The sequence below is a fragment of the Erythrobacter sp. F6033 genome, from assembly GCF_023016005.1.
GTDB lineage: Bacteria > Pseudomonadota > Alphaproteobacteria > Sphingomonadales > Sphingomonadaceae > Erythrobacter.
In genome coordinates this window covers 1,109,258-1,125,257 of sequence record NZ_JALKAZ010000001.1, presented here as the reverse complement: position 1 = coordinate 1,125,257, position 16,000 = coordinate 1,109,258, and the positions used below count along the sequence as shown (strand labels likewise).

Annotated in this window: 16 protein-coding genes; 11 read left to right on the top strand and 5 right to left on the bottom strand. The window is 56.1% G+C overall.

Annotated features, from left to right (window positions below):
• Positions 1 to 13: 13 nt before the first annotated feature.
• From MWU39_RS05295 to smpB, 4 genes are all read right to left on the bottom strand, one after another.
• Positions 14 to 1,519 (bottom strand): DUF4139 domain-containing protein, encoded by a 1,506-nt coding sequence (locus tag MWU39_RS05295; protein WP_247158939.1) that lies wholly within the window; start codon positions 1,517 to 1,519, stop codon positions 14 to 16.
• 103 nt (positions 1,520 to 1,622) lie between these two features.
• Positions 1,623 to 4,028 (bottom strand): response regulator, encoded by a 2,406-nt coding sequence (locus MWU39_RS05290; RefSeq protein WP_247160311.1) that lies wholly within the window; start codon positions 4,026 to 4,028, stop codon positions 1,623 to 1,625.
• 142 nt (positions 4,029 to 4,170) lie between these two features.
• A complete protein-coding gene (locus tag MWU39_RS05285) occupies positions 4,171 to 4,704 on the bottom strand; it encodes a DUF2062 domain-containing protein (RefSeq protein ID WP_247160310.1) in 534 nt (177 codons plus the stop codon).
• A gap of 209 nt (positions 4,705 to 4,913) precedes the next feature.
• Positions 4,914 to 5,396: an SsrA-binding protein SmpB gene (smpB, locus tag MWU39_RS05280; RefSeq protein ID WP_247158938.1), complete on the bottom strand. Its 483-nt coding sequence runs from the start codon at positions 5,394 to 5,396 to the stop codon at positions 4,914 to 4,916.
• Between the two features lie 133 nt (positions 5,397 to 5,529).
• Here smpB and MWU39_RS05275 point away from each other — a divergent pair, with 133 nt between their 5' ends.
• Positions 5,530 to 6,600 (top strand): succinylglutamate desuccinylase/aspartoacylase family protein, encoded by a 1,071-nt coding sequence (locus MWU39_RS05275; RefSeq protein ID WP_247158936.1) that lies wholly within the window; start codon positions 5,530 to 5,532, stop codon positions 6,598 to 6,600.
• On the opposite strand, the gene dapA is transcribed toward MWU39_RS05275, so the two are convergent.
• Positions 6,597 to 7,478, bottom strand: coding sequence for a 4-hydroxy-tetrahydrodipicolinate synthase (gene dapA, locus MWU39_RS05270; protein WP_247158934.1), 882 nt, complete (start codon positions 7,476 to 7,478; stop codon positions 6,597 to 6,599). The two genes, MWU39_RS05275 and dapA, sit on opposite strands and share 4 nt — an antisense overlap.
• Positions 7,479 to 7,576: 98 nt before the next feature.
• Between dapA and MWU39_RS05265 the strand changes: the two genes are divergently transcribed.
• From MWU39_RS05265 to MWU39_RS05220, 10 genes are all read left to right on the top strand, one after another.
• Positions 7,577 to 9,541: a lytic transglycosylase domain-containing protein gene (locus MWU39_RS05265; RefSeq protein ID WP_348646368.1), complete on the top strand. Its 1,965-nt coding sequence runs from the start codon at positions 7,577 to 7,579 to the stop codon at positions 9,539 to 9,541.
• Between the two features lie 9 nt (positions 9,542 to 9,550).
• The gene (gene greB / locus MWU39_RS05260; protein ID WP_247158933.1) at positions 9,551 to 10,033 is read left to right on the top strand and encodes a transcription elongation factor GreB; all 483 of its coding nucleotides are present in this window, start codon (positions 9,551 to 9,553) and stop codon (positions 10,031 to 10,033) included.
• A complete protein-coding gene (locus tag MWU39_RS05255; RefSeq protein ID WP_247158931.1) occupies positions 10,026 to 10,487 on the top strand; it encodes a hypothetical protein in 462 nt (153 codons plus the stop codon). The genes greB and MWU39_RS05255 overlap by 8 nt, the downstream gene beginning before the upstream one ends.
• Before the next feature lie 45 nt (positions 10,488 to 10,532).
• On the top strand, positions 10,533 to 11,780 hold the full coding sequence (gene rlmN / locus MWU39_RS05250; RefSeq protein ID WP_247158929.1) for a 23S rRNA (adenine(2503)-C(2))-methyltransferase RlmN: 1,248 nt from the start codon (positions 10,533 to 10,535) through the stop codon (positions 11,778 to 11,780).
• Positions 11,777 to 12,382 carry a class I SAM-dependent methyltransferase gene (locus MWU39_RS05245; protein ID WP_247158928.1) on the top strand — a complete coding sequence of 202 codons (606 nt, stop codon included), beginning with the start codon at positions 11,777 to 11,779 and terminating at the stop codon, positions 12,380 to 12,382. Before rlmN ends, MWU39_RS05245 begins: the two co-directional genes overlap by 4 nt.
• Entirely contained in the window at positions 12,379 to 13,029 is a 651-nt protein-coding gene (locus MWU39_RS05240) for an MOSC domain-containing protein (protein WP_247158927.1), read from the top strand. Before MWU39_RS05245 ends, MWU39_RS05240 begins: the two co-directional genes overlap by 4 nt.
• A 126-nt stretch (positions 13,030 to 13,155) precedes the next feature.
• The gene (locus MWU39_RS05235) at positions 13,156 to 13,641 is read left to right on the top strand and encodes a glycine zipper 2TM domain-containing protein (protein WP_247158926.1); all 486 of its coding nucleotides are present in this window, start codon (positions 13,156 to 13,158) and stop codon (positions 13,639 to 13,641) included.
• 113 nt (positions 13,642 to 13,754) lie between these two features.
• Positions 13,755 to 14,534, top strand: a complete 780-nt coding sequence (locus MWU39_RS05230; protein ID WP_247158925.1) for an SDR family oxidoreductase — start codon at positions 13,755 to 13,757, stop codon at positions 14,532 to 14,534.
• Entirely contained in the window at positions 14,531 to 15,214 is a 684-nt protein-coding gene (locus MWU39_RS05225) for a cytochrome b/b6 domain-containing protein (RefSeq protein ID WP_247158924.1), read from the top strand. The genes MWU39_RS05230 and MWU39_RS05225 overlap by 4 nt, the downstream gene beginning before the upstream one ends.
• Positions 15,207 to 15,956 (top strand): molybdopterin-dependent oxidoreductase, encoded by a 750-nt coding sequence (locus tag MWU39_RS05220; protein ID WP_247158923.1) that lies wholly within the window; start codon positions 15,207 to 15,209, stop codon positions 15,954 to 15,956. Before MWU39_RS05225 ends, MWU39_RS05220 begins: the two co-directional genes overlap by 8 nt.
• The last annotated feature ends 44 nt before the right edge of the window (positions 15,957 to 16,000 follow it).

The window sequence follows — 16,000 nt, the reverse complement described above, 5'->3', positions numbered from 1 at the left end:
GGCCCTCCAGCAATCAATAGCGGGTTTCGAAAGTGACCCGAATGACGCGTTTGCCTTCTGCTGGCACAGGGACAACCCACTTGCGACGATCGAAGTTAAGCTGCTCACCTACGATGTCTTCGCTTACGACACGATAATCATTCGCCCACCAATAACGGTTGAGGCCACCTTGGGTCAGATCGACCTCTACCGCCTCATTCTTTGCATTGGTCAGCGTGTAACGCATGGTTGTACGGTAAAATTTCTTGGGGCGCTCCACATCAACCTGACTGACAATCTCGCCGTCTTCGATCACGCGGTAACGCGCGGAACGTTCCCATTCAGAGGATGTGATTGTCTCACGCTTCTCAACCTCGGCCTGGACTGTGATGTCGAACGCATCGCCTGTTGCGAGAGACAGCTCGCTGCCCATCGGAGTGTGGCCGATTGTGTTCTCGCCAATGAACTGCGGCGTTCCCTGACTGTCACGCTGATAAAAGCGGACTGTACCGGCGGGCAGTGCGTCACCCAATCCTTGATTGCGAGAGGAGGAAAAAGAAATCGCGCTCGTCACGTTCACCGGGTTGCTGTCATTCGCCATCCAGCCAACGTTACGAGTGTAAACCTTACGCGCAGGCACGCCCTGCACGTCGAGGAAGCTCACCTGCTTTGTCTGGGCATTCGCGATCGTAGTCCGACCCTCGATTGGATAGAGATAAAAATCACCCAATCGCTCACGGTTCGCGCTTTCGGTGCCTGGAGTAATGCGGCCGCGCGAACTGCCGAAACCGCGGCCTCTTGATCCGTTAGGATTGCCCGCAACCAGCAAAGTGTTCGCCTGATAGAAAGTCGTGCCGGTTTGGTTCGTCAGAGTCACCCAACCCTGCATATCGATCGATTGTGTTTTCTCGTTATAGAGTGCGACATAATCAGAGGACCAGCCAAGACCGCTTGAAAGGTACCTCAAAGAAACAGGCCGCGCACCAGGACGACTGCTATCGATGTTTACGGATAGTGTCGGACGCGCTCGCAGATTTGGCGGCACCTGATCAAAGATGACGCGAACCGGAAGGCCATCGTCGCGCAGAACCTCGATCCGGTTGCCGATCCGGATCACGACGCCGCCTGCCGTTGATAGAACAGTTGCTCGCTCGCGCGTTTCAATCCCAGTCGCCGGGTTTGTTCGCAAGAGAGTGACAGTTTGACCAATAGCCTTTTCCATAAGCTTGGTCGGGGTCAGCAGATCATAATCGAAATTCTGCTCAATAATTGTGGTGCTCGGAGCGTAAAAGCTGAGAGTCTGCGGCTGAATTCGCGCAGACACATCGGGGAACTCAACCCGGCTGCGCCCCTGCCTGATGTCGATCTGACGGATATCCTGAACCAAGGCCAAATTGTTGTTGTAGATCGTTACCGACACATCGCCTTGTTCGGTATCGCTCGTCTCAGGGGTGCCCTGAGATATCGCGCTAGTCGAAACGAGCGCAGCGGCGCCAATCGATGCGAACTTGATAGTCCGGGTGTATGCTTTGGTATTCATGGATTGACCCTCCCCTGCGATCACACGTTACACGATAACGCGTGAAACAATATGCGCAATGAACAGGATCAAGACTACAGGTTCATCAAATAGATAACCCGAATCAATTGGATGCTTTGTCCGACTTGGCAGCGTGCATCACGGCGCTGACCTTGTCGCTGATCGCAGAGACACTGAAAGGCTTCGCGATGAAGTGCATATCCGGGATGTCGATATCCTTGCGCAGCTGCTCTTCGGCATAGCCCGACATAAACAGCACAGGCATGTCCGGAAGCTTCGCACGAATTTCCCGAACCATCGCCGGACCATCCATTCCCGGCATCACGACATCGCTCACGATGAGGTCAAATTCACCGCCGTCAATGATTGCTTCGAGCCCGTCTTCCCCTCCGGAGCATGCCGTTACCTCATACCCTGCTCGCGCCAGCGCACGCTCGGCAACTGCGCGAACCATGTCTTCATCTTCAACGAGCAGAATTTTGCCGCCAGCTGACCATTCGGATGAAACAGGCGCAGGGGCTTCGCGGCGTTTTGGTGCTTCCCCGCGATGGACCGGGAAATAGACGGTAAAGCGCGCGCCGACCTGCTTGCCGTTTGCATCGCTAACATTGTCTGCGAACAAGAATCCGCCTGACTGCTTCACAATACCGTAAGCGGTAGACAAGCCGAGGCCTGTGCCCTTCCCCTGCTCCTTGGTCGTAAAGAACGGTTCGAACAGTTTCGGCAGAACCGCTGCAGGAATGCCGCCGCCCGTGTCTTGCACAATCAGCACGGTGTAGTCTGCTGGTGGCAGGACCTCTGATCCCAGCTTCAGCACCTCTGTGGCTTTAAGACTGCGCGTCAAAAGCGAAATACGCCCAGCACCCCGGCCATGGGACTGGATCGCATCGCGCGCATTTACCGCAAGGTTCATGATAACTTGCTCAAGCTGCTGTGGATCAGCGCGCACTGCCCCCAAATTGCGGTCATGCTGCACAAAATAGGTGATCTTTTCGCCGAGCAGACGCTTTATGAGCGGTCCGACTTCGCTGACAACATCCGGCAGCTGCAGAATTTCCGGGCGCAGAGTTTGCTGGCGAGAGAACGCAAGCAATTGCCGCGTCAATGAAGCCGCGCGATTGGAATTGGCGCGGATTTGCTGAATATCATCGTAGTCACTGTCACCCGGCGTATGCCTCAACAGCATCAGGTCACACGTGCCGATGATGGCCGTAAGCACATTGTTAAAGTCGTGCGCCACACCGCCCGCCAGTTGCCCAACTGCTTGCATCTTGGTCGCCTGAGCCACCTGGCGCTTAAGCTGAGCCTCTTCGCTTGAATCGGTGAGACTAAGCAGTACCGCCGCCTCGCCAAGGCCGCGCACTCCAGCCAATCCAAGCGACACAGTTTCATCCGGCTGGGATGTAAGCCGAACCGGAATATCGCCGCTTGTTGCCGGCCCACGTCCATGCCTCCGAACCGCGTCTGACAAAGCCGCTTTGTCTTCACGCACGACAAGGTCAGTTGGAAAAGCTGGCAGGCCTTTGCCTTCGCGATCAACCGAACGAAGGAAAGCCTCGTTACCGAACAGAAAACGGCCATCGCGATCTGTCATTGCCAAACCTAAAGGCAATTGTGCGAGCAACGCTTCGAGTTGAGCCACGCCTGCCTGCGCGGAGCCTTCCCAACCGCCTCCGATACCAACCCCGCTATCAACGAGCAGCATCAAAGTGGTATTCTCTTCAGAGCTAACAGCTCCTGCAAGCGATGGATCCTGCAGCGGAACGTCGACTAGAGTTTGGGGAGTCCCGCCCCTTCCTTCCCGAGTAAAGAAGATACGATCTCGATCATCTGAACGCAGGAACGAAACGAAATCTTGGCCAACTAGGGTGGCTGATCCGTCGCCCGCAGCACGCTCGGCAAACCCAGAACTCACAGAGCGCACGACACCTTCTGCAGTAGTGATCGCGGTTTCGATACCAGCACGGCTTAGCATCCGCCCAAACGGGCCAGAGAGATCCAAGTCCTCTACCGCTTCCGCCGCATCGCTTTTCAGCTTCGCAAATCGCCAGATCAAATGATCGTCGCCTCGGCCCGCGCGTTTGACAGTCACTTGCCAAGCTTTCGCGCCAGCCGGCGCAAGAAGTTCTTCGAGTTCGCCCGATCCGTCTCGCCATGCCTGGCGAGCAAGCCGCGTAACGGACTCTAGCTCTGGCCGGCCCAGAGGCAGTGATGGTGGTGAACTACCAACGCCAAACGCCTCAGTGAATGCGCCGTTCGCGCACACCAAACGGTTCGCCCGATCGGTGATGGCGACCGCTGTGTCCGAATCCTCGACTTCGATTGCCGCGAATGTAACCGACCAGTCGATCGATGCATCGGCCTCTATCTCTGGCTGCGCCTGCATTCGCTCAATTGCAAAAATACCGCCAAGGATCACTGCCAAGCCGAGCGTATATGCAAGCGTCAGCACGATATCGGATGTTGCAACAAACAGGACAACAGAACTGAGCAACAGCGCGCCGGTCAACGCTCCAATCAAAACAGGAGGTCGGTTGGTCAGAGGCTCGACGCCTTGACCCTTGTCACCTGATTTCAATAGTTCTGACCCGATCAACTGATCTCAATCCTGCTCAAACGCTACGCCGCGCAATTCCTAATTGGCATCCGCCTTAGTTCGCGTTGAGGCGATGGTCGAGACGGGCTTCCATCTGTTTCAATCGTTTTGCCCGTTTGCGTGAAACAAGGATGCGCCAGATCGCACTCGAAAGCAGATAGCCTGCCGAAGATGACACAACCGCAAGCACGAAAAATCCGACAACAGTCACTCCGGCGACTTGGAATGCATCAATCACCCATTGCCAGGCTCCACTCTCAAGCTGTTCAGACGCAACCCCGGTGGTAGCGGCATCAATCCGGAGCATGAAGGCCCCGACTTTATTGGCGAGCACTGCCCAGAAAGCGATGGTGAATGGATTCGTGACGAAAGTGACAAGAGCGGCAAGCGGCACGTTTGCACGCGACGGCAACGCCAAAAATGCTGCCAGAAAAATCTGTCCAACCGGGATGATAAAGGCGGAGAAAAGACCCAAAGCGACGCCGCGCGGGACAGAGCGGCGCGTAAAGCGCCACAGTTCCGGGGTCAGAAACCTGTGCGCGATGGGGCGTAGGTATTTGTTACGCGCCATCTCTTCACGCTTGGGCATGTATTTGCGGATCATGTCCGCGGCCCAAGTTTTGGACGTGGGGAAGAGATTGCCGAGTTTCATACCTGACGCGAGCCTTTGCTCGCCTGAAAGCTTAGGCGCAAGAGGGTCTCTTGGGGGTGTCGGCGGCCATCCATAGGTTTCCATATGGGTAACCTAAGCCGTCTGACCAGTGCGTTAACTCGACAGACTGTGAATGCGGCGAATTTTTATCCGCGATCTCGCATCAAACGGGCTTTGTCGCGCTTCCAATCGCGGTCCTTGATTGTCGCGCGCTTGTCATGCGCCTGCTTACCCTTTGCGAGCGCTAGCTCGACCTTGGCTCTGCCTTTGCCGTTAAAGTAAACCGAGAGCGGCACGAGGGTCATTCCCTTGCGCTCAACCGCGCCGAACATCTTGTTGATTTCGCGTTCGTTGAGCAGCAATTTGCGTGGCCGGCGCGGCTCGTGGTTCAAACGGTTGCCATGGCTGTATTCGGGAATGTTTGAATTGATCAGCCATACCTGACCATCCCTGACCTCAGCATAGCTCTCAGCAATCGTTGCTTCACCAGCCCGAAGCGCTTTTACTTCAGTGCCTTGAAGCGCAAGCCCGGCCTCGAACTTGTCCTCGATATGATAATCGAACCGCGCACGGCGGTTTTCCGCTACTGTCTTGTGCTTGTCGAATATGGGAGGTTTTGGACGTGCCATGATAGCGATCAAATAGTCGCTGTTTGCTGTTTCGCAAAGCCTTGATGGTAATTCGCTTATTTGCTCGACCAAGCACCAGCGTCGCCGCTATGGGGGCATCGCCTGAAATGATGTCGGGTCACGGAGTTTTCAAATGCACTCGCCCCAACTTCAATCCTTTTCAATCGCAGGCCACTCTGTCGCTCCCGGTTCAGCCAAGGATATTTCCATCCCTGTATCGACTATGGCCACGGGCTACGATTCCCATCTCGCTGTGCGCGTATTGCATGGCGCTCAGCCGGGTCCGGCGATTTTCATCAGCGGCGCAATTCATGGTGATGAAATCATCGGGACCGCTATCATCCAGCGGCTTGCTCATGAGCTTGACCCGGCGTTGCTAAGCGGGACAATTATTCTTGTGCCTGTCAGCAATATTTTCGGCTTTGTCAGCCACTCGCGCTATCTGCCCGACAGGCGCGACTTGAACCGCTCCTTTCCTGGCAATTCCAACGGATCACTCGCTGGTCAATTGGCTAACGTGTTCTTTAGCGAGATAGTAAGCCGTACCACACTCGGGATCGATATTCACTCTGCGGCTGTACACCGGTACAACCTACCGCAAATTCGTATCGCGTCGGGAAGCGCGCGACTTTTGGAATTGGCCATGGCATTTGCCGCCCCGGTCGTTATCGAAAGCCCCCTGCGCGATGGATCTTTGCGTGCACTTGCAAAAGAGCACGGTGTCGAAATGCTGTTGCTTGAAGCGGGTGAGGCGCTGAGGTTTGACGATCTCTCGATCGAGACCGGAACATCAGGTGTTTTGCGCGTCCTCGCCCATCTCAAAATGCTCGATCTCTCAGACAATCTGCTCGAACTCGGCACCCCGGCCCGCTCTAAAAAAACTCAGTGGGTACGTTCTGCGAGAGGCGGCGTGGTCCATATCGCAAAGACCTCAGGCGACGCGGTTCGTGAAGGCGACCTGCTCGCCACGGTCGCCGGATTGTTCGGTGAGGAACCGGAAGGCATTTATTCTCCGACCGATGGCATTGTCATAGGCCACGCGACCCTTCCCGTCGTCCATCAAGGCGATGCATTGTTCCACATCGCCTGCGTCACAAATCCGGAGCGAGTGGGAGAGCGGATCGAAACCTACACTGATGCCGTCATGGCAAGCGACCCAGACGAGTTTGCCGAAGCTTTGCTTGACGAAGACGAAGTTCTCTAGATCAAGCCTGCATGCTCAAGCGCCTCGTCCACGGCTTTGCGCGAGGCTTCGCTCGCCGCAACTATGGGCAGGCGCACATCCGGCTCAATCCAATCGTGAACACGGCTGAGCGCGTATTTTACAGGCGCAGGCGAGGCGTCAGAAAACATCGCATAATGCAGCGGAAACAGGCGATCATTCAACTCGCGCGCTTTGGAAAGCTCGTTTGCCGAAATCGCTGCCTGAAATTCAGCGCAGAGCGCCGGAGCGACGTTAGCCGTCACCGAGATCGCGCCCCTCCCTCCCGCGGCGTTGTGCGGCAGCCAGAGCTCGTCATTGCCCGAAAGCTGGCAAAAATCCTTGCTCAGACCCATCCGATGGTCGGCAACGCGCGATAGATCACCGCTTGCGTCTTTGATTGCGACAATCCTGTCTGGATATTTCTTCACTAACGCGACGACGGTTTCGTCTTCAATATCTGTCACTGTCCTGCTTGGCACGTTGTACAAAACGATCGGCAGCGTCGTGTTCTCGGCCAGATAGCTGAAATGCGCGATCAATCCCGCTTGGCTTGGGCGGTTATAGTAAGGCGCGACACATAGACCCGCTGCAGCGCCAGCCTTTTTGGCGAATGTCATGTGAAGCACGGCATTCATCGTGTCGTTGCTGCCGCAGCCCGCGATAACCGGAACACGCCCAGCCGCTTGCTCGATGCAGACTTCGATTACGCGGTGATGCTCCGCATTCGAAAGTGTGGAAGCCTCGCCAGTGGTACCGCAAGGGACCAAGGCAGAGCTGCCCTGCTCGATTTGCCAATCGACCAATTGCCGAAATGCCGCTTCGTCAAACGATCCATCGCGAAAAGGAGTCGCTAGAGCGGGAATTGATCCGGAAAACATTGCTTTATTCCTGTGACAATCAATAATATTACAAAACAGGGGGCGATTGTGGCTACCTGTATGCGTGTTCAGCGCCTGATAAGGAGCCGATTGGCACTATGTCCAGCATGGCCTTCAAATTGCGTTCTAATCCTATCGTTCTCGCCGCACTTGCAACCGCCAGTGTAGCAGCCCTCTCAACCCCTTCTTCTGCACAAATGAGCAGCGATGCACGCGGCAGCAATCTTGTTGCTCAGCAGCCTGGTCAGATGAGCGCAGCACTTGCGCGATGGGAATTGCTGCAAGCCAACCGTGAGATGGGTTTTTCCGATTATGCCGGGTTTGCGATGCGCTACCCAGACTTTCCGCGTATCTCTATTTTGCGCGTTCGGGCAGAAAACCGGCTCGATAACGAAGCCCCAATGCAAGCGGACTTGCTGCGCTTTTTCGACATGCACCCTCCTCTGACCAATTCCGGCCGTGCGCGGTACGCATTGGCACTAGCAGGTGCGCAGCGTTCCGAGGCATTCACCGTCGCTCGCGAAGCGTGGCGCAACGGAACGATGAGCGGCCCGTCAGAAGCCTATCTGCTCGGGTTATTTGGCGCGCAGTTTACGGCTGATGATCAGAATGCTCGCATGGATGCTCTCCTTTGGCAGGGCAATGTCGAAGCTGCCGCCAGGCAGGTCATCAATGTGCCCACCGCCAATCGTCCTTTGGCGATGGCGCGTCTTGCTTTGATCCGTGGCGCTACACCGCAAGAGGCAGGCATATCGGTGCCTTCTGACGCGCTCAATGATGCTGGCTATGTTTACAACTTGGCCAATTTCTATCGTTCAAAACGGCGGAACTCGGAAGCCATCGGCTTGCTCGCGAACCGCCCCGCCGTAAATTCTGCTGCATTCGATGGCGAAGCGATGGTCGGTCTGATGCTTGACGTCGCCAAAGTCGCAAGCGTTGGTGACACAGTTCGCATAGCGAGCAAGATTGATGATCTGTTCGAGCCCGGTCAGGACATTTCAAAAGGTTCGTTCCGTCTGCGTGATCGCTATACCGATTTGATGTGGAAGGGGGGCACAAATGCTCTCTGGCGTCTTAGCGACGGCAGGCGCGCAGCGCCTTTGTTCGAACGGTATGGTTCTGCTGCTCAGACACCGCTTACCCGCGCCAAAGGATTTTACTGGGCCGGACGTGCGGCGCAGCAAGCAGGGATGCAGGCCGAAGCCACGCGATATTATGAAATGGCGGCGGTTTACCCGCATTACTATTACGGACAGCTGGCGCTGAACGCGATGGGCAAACCAATGCCGGAATTCGCACAACTGCCCGCCCTTCAAATTGACGCCAGCACGCGGGCAGAATTTGAGGCAAAGCCAGTCGTCCAGGCAGTTCGGTATATGGCTCAAAACCGCCGGGATTGGCGGACAGAGCGCCGCTTTTTCGAAGCCATTGGAGAAGAGGCGAAGACGCCCGAAGAATTGATGCTCGCTCATAACCTCGCTGCAGAAACCGGCTTAGAGGAAATGGCCGTTGTTGTCGGTATGGAAGCAGGCACCAATGGTTTGGTCGGCTTTGAGCGTGTCGGTTACCCGACTGTTCCCGTCCCGCGGGTCAATGATTGGACTATGGTTCACGCCATAAGCCGACAGGAAAGCGAATTCGATCGCTTCCGCAGAAGTCACGCCAATGCGGTTGGCATGATGCAGCTTTTGCCGAGCACGGCGCGTGAAGAAGCGGGTATTCTTGGCGTGCAGTATCTTCGCGCCGACCTCACTGGCAATCCGAAATACAACATCACCTTGGGTGATGCGCACTTTGCGCGCCGTATGGATCTTTATCGCGGTGCCTACCCGCTTGCCATTGCATCGTACAACGCTGGCCCGGGCCGAGTGAACCAATGGCTTCGTCTGAATGGCGATCCGCGCAAAGGCGAAATCGATTGGGTGACATGGATCGAAAAGATCCCGGCTAACTTTGAAACCCGGTATTATGTCATGCGCGTGATCGGCAACGCGGTTAGCTATTCGCATATGTATCCAGAACAAGCTGGTCTGCCGCGCACGGTCGATACGTTCCTGCCGTAAAGCTGCTCAATGGCGACAAAACCCGGTCCTCCCATCACGCCTCAGGGTATGGCGGCATTAAAGGCACGCTACGATCACCTGCTCGGCAAAGAGCGTCCCGAGATCGTCGAGATCGTGAGCTGGGCCGCCGGAAATGGTGATCGCAGTGAAAACGGCGACTATCTGTATGGTCGAAAGCGCATGCGCGAGATTGACAGAGAGCTCGGTCACCTTTCGCGGCGCATGAAAATCGTGCGCGTTGTTGACCCTGCGAATCAGCCAACGAAGGACAGGGTGTTCTTCGGAGCGACTGTCGAGCTCGCTGACGAAGATGATGGGCGAAAGACAGTGACATTGGTTGGCGACGATGAGCAAAACGCCGACGAAGGTCGAATAGGCTGGCATTCACCAATGGCAAAAGCCTTGAAAGGCGCATCAGTGGGGGATTTGCGGATCGTGAGGCTTCCCGGCGGGATGAAGGAATGGGAAGTGATGGCGATTGACTATGCGTAAGCTGATTTGCCTCACCGCGATTGCCGCCCTCGCCGCTCCGCTGGGCGCGAAAGATAGCCTTGGCGTGTATTCTAGCTGGGCTGCATTCCGCGATGCCGAGACGCCGCGATGCTATGCCATAGCGAAACCGCGCGGGCGCAATGCGAACAATGCCTTCGCCAGTATCGGCACCTGGCCAAAGCGGAGCATCCGCAATCAAGTGCATTTTCGACTTTCGCGGGAAACGCGCGAAGGCAGCAGATTGCGAGTTCGGATCGATACGACCAACTTCGATCTGGTTGCGCAGGGTCTGAATGCATGGGCGCCGGATGCTCAGACCGATGCAGCAATCGTGGCGGCCTTACGGTCGGCCAGCGCAATGCGGGTCAATGGCGGCGGCGTGTCGGATCGCTACGACCTTTCAGGTGTCGCCACTGCGATGGACGCAGCAATCGTAGGCTGCGCCGATCTATAGCTGACTGGTCAAATGGGCTGCGCGCCATTATATGCGCGTCTAATCATGGCAGATACCGAACTCATGTCGATCCCCGGTCAGGTGGATCCCGTTCCCGTAGCGCGTAATATAACGCCGCGCGAGGATGGCCGCATTGACCTCATGGGTCTGCCGAAATCGCGCATTCGCGAACTTTTCACAGACGCGGGTCTTGATGAGAAGCAAGCCAAACTTCGTTCCAAACAGGTTTACCATTGGCTGTATCACCGCGGCGTCACCGAATTCGACGCGATGACAGATATTGGCAAGACGATGCGCCCGTGGCTGACGGAACGCTTTGTTGTGGGCCGTCCGAACATTGTCGAGGCACAGCATTCTAGCGACGGCACGCGAAAGTGGCTGCTGCAAACCGATGATGGCCACGATTTCGAGATGGTCTTCATCCCTGATGCAGATCGCGGGACGTTGTGCATTTCAAGCCAAGTAGGTTGCACGCTTAACTGCACGTTCTGCCACACTGGCACGATGCGGCTCGTCCGCAATCTGACACCCGGCGAGATCGTCGGTCAGGTTATGCTGGCCCGTGACGCGTTGGGCGAATGGCCCAAGGGTCGGATGGATGGCTTGGAAGACGCTGAGGATACGGGGCACTATTCCGCCGACGGACGTTTGCTCACCAACATCGTTCTGATGGGCATGGGCGAACCGCTCTACAACTTCGACCATGTTCGCGATGCCATGCAGCTTGTGATGGATGGCGAAGGTCTTGCTCTGTCGAAGCGACGCATCACGCTTTCTACCAGCGGCGTGGTTCCGATGATGGAGCGCTGCGCAAAAGAAATCGGCGTGAACCTAGCGATCAGTCTGCACGCGGTCACCAAACCGGTCCGCGATGAGATCGTGCCGCTCAATCGCAAATATGGGATCGAAGAGCTGCTTCAAGCCTGCGCAGACTATCCCAAAGCCTCAAACGCGCGCCGGATTACATTTGAATACGTGATGCTGAAGGACAAAAACGACAGCGACGAAGACGCGCACGAGCTTGTCCGACTGCTCAAGAAATTTGATTTGCCCGCGAAGGTCAATCTGATCCCGTTCAACCCATGGCCCGGAGCAGAGTACGAATGCTCAACGCCCGAACGCATCAAGAGCTTTTCAAACATCATTTTTGAAAACGGCATCAGCGCCCCTGTACGCACGCCGCGCGGCCGCGATATTGATGCGGCCTGCGGGCAGTTGAAGACAGCCGCGCAGAAGAAGAGCCGCGCGGACCGTGATCGTGAAGCGGCAGCGGGGCAAACGGCTGAGGCGTGAAGTACGACGCTGCGACCATAGAATACTACGAAGCGGCTGCTCCCCGCTATACTTTAAGCACAGCGCTTGATCGCCATCGCCATCTCGACCCGTTTCTCGATCGCCTGAACCAAGGTGCGCGAGTGCTCGAGCTCGGATGCGGAAATGGACGCGATGCTAAACATATGGTCGATCGCGGTTTTGAGGTTGATGCGACGGACGGCACCGCAGCCATGGTGAGCAAAGCCAACGCATCCTTCGACTTGAAAGCGCGGCAGATGCGATTTGATGAGCTTAAGGCTGATCAGGACTATGACGCGGTCTGGGCGCATGCGTGCCTACTCCACCTGCCCCGCGCTGCGCTAAGCGATGCTTTGGCTCGCATTCATCGCTCGCTTCGGCCGAGAGGGTGGCACTTTGCGAACTTCAAGCTTTGTGATGCCCAGCATCCTAATGAAGGACGCGACCCGCTTGGCCGATGGACGAACCTGCCTGATCCGAAATGGTTGAATGTGACCTATCTGCAAGCCGGATTTGAGATGGTCGAGACCGATATATATGCCGGAAACGGCTCTGACGGGGTTCAACGCGATTGGATGGCTCTAACGGCGAGGAAAGCGTGAAACGAACGATCGAGGCCATTTGCACGGGCACAGCACGCCCATTTAACGGGGCCGAGACAAGCGCCATCATAAAGCGTCCACGCGAAAGGATCGTGCAGATCCTTGAAGACGGCCTCGCGCCCGATGAACAAGCTGACCGCAGAGTGCATGGCGGCCCCGAAATGGCATTGCACCTTTACCCTTTGGACCATCACGCTTTCTGGCGAGAACAGATTGGTCCGATCGATTTACTCGACGAACCGGGCGCATTCGGATCAAACCTCGCCGTAAGCGACTTATCAGAAGATGATGTCCATATCGGTGATCGCTTCAAGCTCGGCGGCGCTTTGATCGAGATAAGCCAGCCGCGCCAGCCGTGTTGGAAGATCGAACACCGGTTCAGTTCAGTTTGCGAGGCCAAAGGGATGGTTGCAAAAATCATCAAGACCGCGCGGTGCGGCTGGTACTTCCGTGTTCTTGAAATTGGTGACGCGCAAGCTGGGGACATGTTGGAACGCGTAGAGACTGGTCACTCCGACTGGACTGTGGCTCGAACATTCAACGCTCTCATCGCTGGAAAAGCCGACTCAGATGAACTGAAAGAGCTTGCCGCATTGCCAAGACTCGCACCAAAACTGCGCTCCAAGGCTCTCGCTAAACTCGGCTGATTGTCCGTTCGTCGCTCACGCTCAACGGCTCACCTTCAAATCGCCTACTTGAATCACCTGTTCATATTCAGTTCTTTTTTCCTGAACAATTCTGCCTCCATCGCAGAATTTCAGGAAGGAAATGACATGAAGAAAATCGCTCTAGTCGCCGCAGCCGGTTCGCTCGCTGCATTCTCCGCTCCAGCACAGGCTGCGGAGTTCACCCCCAACCTAACGGACCAGTCAATGGCTACCATCGTTCTGGCGGAAACGCCGTTTGAGTATGTGGCGAATCTTGATGATGATCGTTGGGACGATGACGATGATTATTATGAGCGTCGTCGTTACAAGAAGAACAAGCGTTACCGCGGTGACCGCTACGACCGCTACGGTCGGTATTACGAACCACAGCGCGTCCGGCGCGGTGATCGGGTCTGGCGTGGCCGTGACGGCCGCTATTACTGCAAGCGTGACAACGGCACGACTGGTCTAATCATTGGTGCCGCTGGTGGCGCGTTGATTGGTCGAGCAATCGACACGCGCGGTGACAGAACCGTCGGCACCTTGCTTGGCGGCGCATTGGGCGCGGTTCTTGGCAGGGAGATAGATCGCGGATCGGCTCGCTGTCGGTAACTGATCAAGCACAACAGTGATTTTCGGCGCTGCCAGCTCCAATCGCTGGCAGCGCCGATTTGTGTTTGGTGGTGATTGAATGCCCAGCCCGGCGCTGATAGGCCAATAACGTAATGACACTCCCAGCCGTCTTGATAACCGGAGGCGCCACCAGAATAGGCGCGGAGCTCGCTCGAGGCTTTGCGGCAGCCGGCTGGCATGTCGTCATCCATTACAAATCCTCAACCGATCCCGCCGATGCCTTGGCCCTTGAGTTAGGGACTGCGGAAACGGTGCAGTGCGATTTGACCGATGACGATGCAGCGTTGGCAATGGTTGCCAAGTTGGCTCAACGCCTGCCGAATTGGCGATGTCTGATAAATTCGGCGTCGGTCTTTCACTACGATGGTGCAACCAATCTTGATCCCGCAACGAACCGGGAAGCAATGCAGGTCAACTCTCTCTCCCCGGCGCGGATGTCTCAGGCGTATTTGGCTCACGCTCGCAGCTCGGCGCAGCGCTGTGTCATCCAGATTACTGATATGAAGATCGCCAACCCAAATCCTGACTTCTTCAGCTACACAATGTCAAAGCACGCGCTGTCTTCGACGATCAAGATGCTGGCGAAAGGTACTGCGCGAGAAGGAGGCCGCATCTATGGCATCGCGCCCGGCGCCATCCTGGCAAGCCATGATCAAAGCGAGGAAGAGACCGAGCTTTCCCATCGGCTCAACCTCCTAAAACGAAAGACCAATGCTCGCGAAATAGTAGACGCCGCTCTGTTTTTGTCATCCGGTCAATTGCGCAGTGGAGAGACGCTGTTCATCGATAGCGGCCAACACCTGCTCGATCAGGACCGCGATGTCATCTGGCTGGCCCGCGAACAAGCGACGGCGCGTGGTATTCAAGCATGAAACGGCATGGTCTGATTACGCGCCTTTGGCACTGGCTGAACGCTGCCGCTCTGATTGTTCTGTTCATGTCAGGGCTGAATATTTCGAACGCTCACAGGTATCTATACTGGGGTGACTACGGTTACGATCCTGCCGATGCATGGGCGAGCGTAATGCGGTTTCCTGGCTGGACCACTTTACCTTTTGGCCGATACGATCTGGCGGCTGCGCGTGATTGGCATAGCCTCGCAGCTTGGATATTCGCTCTCGCCCTGCTTGTGATGTGGGTTGCGAGCATAGCGAACAAGCATTTCTGGCGCGATCTGCGTACATCTCTGAACGATTGGTCGCCGCGATCCATTGCAGGTGAAATCAAATCGCATCTGGCCCGTAAATTCGAAGGGCATGGACAGATATACAACGGACTCCAGCGGATCACGTACGGTATCGTGCTCGGCGTATTTCTGCCGATGATGATTTTCACGGGTCTCGCGATCAGTCCCGGTTTTGAACCCGCTGCACCGTGGTTGGTCGACCTTCTCGGCGGACGTCAATCGGCGCGCAGCCTCCACTTTATCTTTGCTTGGGCGCTGTTTGCATTCTTCGTTGTTCACATCGTGATGGTGATCCTGTCGGGTCCGGCCAAACAGGTTTGGAACATGATCACTGGCGGTTCTAGAGAGGCTGAGATCGATGGCTGATATCAAACGGCGCAGCCTGCTCGCTGGTTTGGCAGCTCTTGGCACAGGGGCCTGCGCCAAGATTGCCAATAGCGACACCGGGCAAAGCTTGTTCGATACCGCAGAGGATTGGCATCGCATCGCCCAGCGCACGCTTGCAGGTAGGCAGCGACTGGCCCCTGAATATGCTCCCGAAGATCGCTCACCTGACTTCAGGGGCAATGGTTCTTTGACAGTCGATACGCCTGAATACCGCACGCAATTGGCGAACGGCTTTTCCGATTGGAGACTGACAGTTAGCGGTCTGGTGGAGGCTCCACTCAGCCTTTCTATGGACGATCTGCGCGCCCTTCCCCAGCGCACCCAGATTACTCGCCACGATTGTGTAGAGGGTTGGAGTGCAATCGGCGAATGGACCGGCCCGCAGCTTTCAAACTTGCTCGACAGTGCGCGCGTTCGCCCGGAAGCGAACTTCATCGTCTTCACCTGTGCAGATACGCTTTATGGCCGCGACTATTATGAAAGCGTCGACATGATCGATGCCTATCACCCGCAATCTATCATCGCGCATAAGCTTAACGGCAAACCTATCCCTGAGAAGAACGGTGCGCCATTAAGGATGCGGATCGAGCGTCAACTTGGGTACAAACACGCCAAGTATCTGACAGGGATAGTGGCCGTCGCCAGCTTGGACGATATCGGCGAAGGCAAAGGCGGATTCTGGGAAGATATCGGCAATTACCAATGGTATGCCGGGATCTAGTACGACTGCCTCTCGATTATGTCGTTTTGAGTTACAATCATCAA

What these genes read in the sequence shown, in the direction of transcription:
- MWU39_RS05220 (WP_247158923.1), top strand. Translation starts at nt 15,207, where the DNA reads ATGGCTGATATCAAACGGCGCAGCCTGCTCGCTGGTTTGGCAGCTCTT.
- smpB (WP_247158938.1), bottom strand. Translation starts at nt 5,396, where the DNA reads ATGGCACGTCCAAAACCTCCCATATTCGACAAGCACAAGACAGTAGCG.
- MWU39_RS05275 (WP_247158936.1), top strand. Translation starts at nt 5,530, where the DNA reads ATGCACTCGCCCCAACTTCAATCCTTTTCAATCGCAGGCCACTCTGTC.
- dapA (WP_247158934.1), bottom strand. Translation starts at nt 7,478, where the DNA reads ATGTTTTCCGGATCAATTCCCGCTCTAGCGACTCCTTTTCGCGATGGA.
- MWU39_RS05255 (WP_247158931.1), top strand. Translation starts at nt 10,026, where the DNA reads ATGCGTAAGCTGATTTGCCTCACCGCGATTGCCGCCCTCGCCGCTCCG.
- MWU39_RS05265 (WP_348646368.1), top strand. Translation starts at nt 7,577, where the DNA reads ATGTCCAGCATGGCCTTCAAATTGCGTTCTAATCCTATCGTTCTCGCC.
- MWU39_RS05235 (WP_247158926.1), top strand. Translation starts at nt 13,156, where the DNA reads ATGAAGAAAATCGCTCTAGTCGCCGCAGCCGGTTCGCTCGCTGCATTC.
- rlmN (WP_247158929.1), top strand. Translation starts at nt 10,533, where the DNA reads ATGGCAGATACCGAACTCATGTCGATCCCCGGTCAGGTGGATCCCGTT.
- MWU39_RS05285 (WP_247160310.1), bottom strand. Translation starts at nt 4,704, where the DNA reads ATGCCCAAGCGTGAAGAGATGGCGCGTAACAAATACCTACGCCCCATC.
- MWU39_RS05230 (WP_247158925.1), top strand. Translation starts at nt 13,755, where the DNA reads ATGACACTCCCAGCCGTCTTGATAACCGGAGGCGCCACCAGAATAGGC.
- MWU39_RS05225 (WP_247158924.1), top strand. Translation starts at nt 14,531, where the DNA reads ATGAAACGGCATGGTCTGATTACGCGCCTTTGGCACTGGCTGAACGCT.
- MWU39_RS05295 (WP_247158939.1), bottom strand. Translation starts at nt 1,519, where the DNA reads ATGAATACCAAAGCATACACCCGGACTATCAAGTTCGCATCGATTGGC.
- greB (WP_247158933.1), top strand. Translation starts at nt 9,551, where the DNA reads ATGGCGACAAAACCCGGTCCTCCCATCACGCCTCAGGGTATGGCGGCA.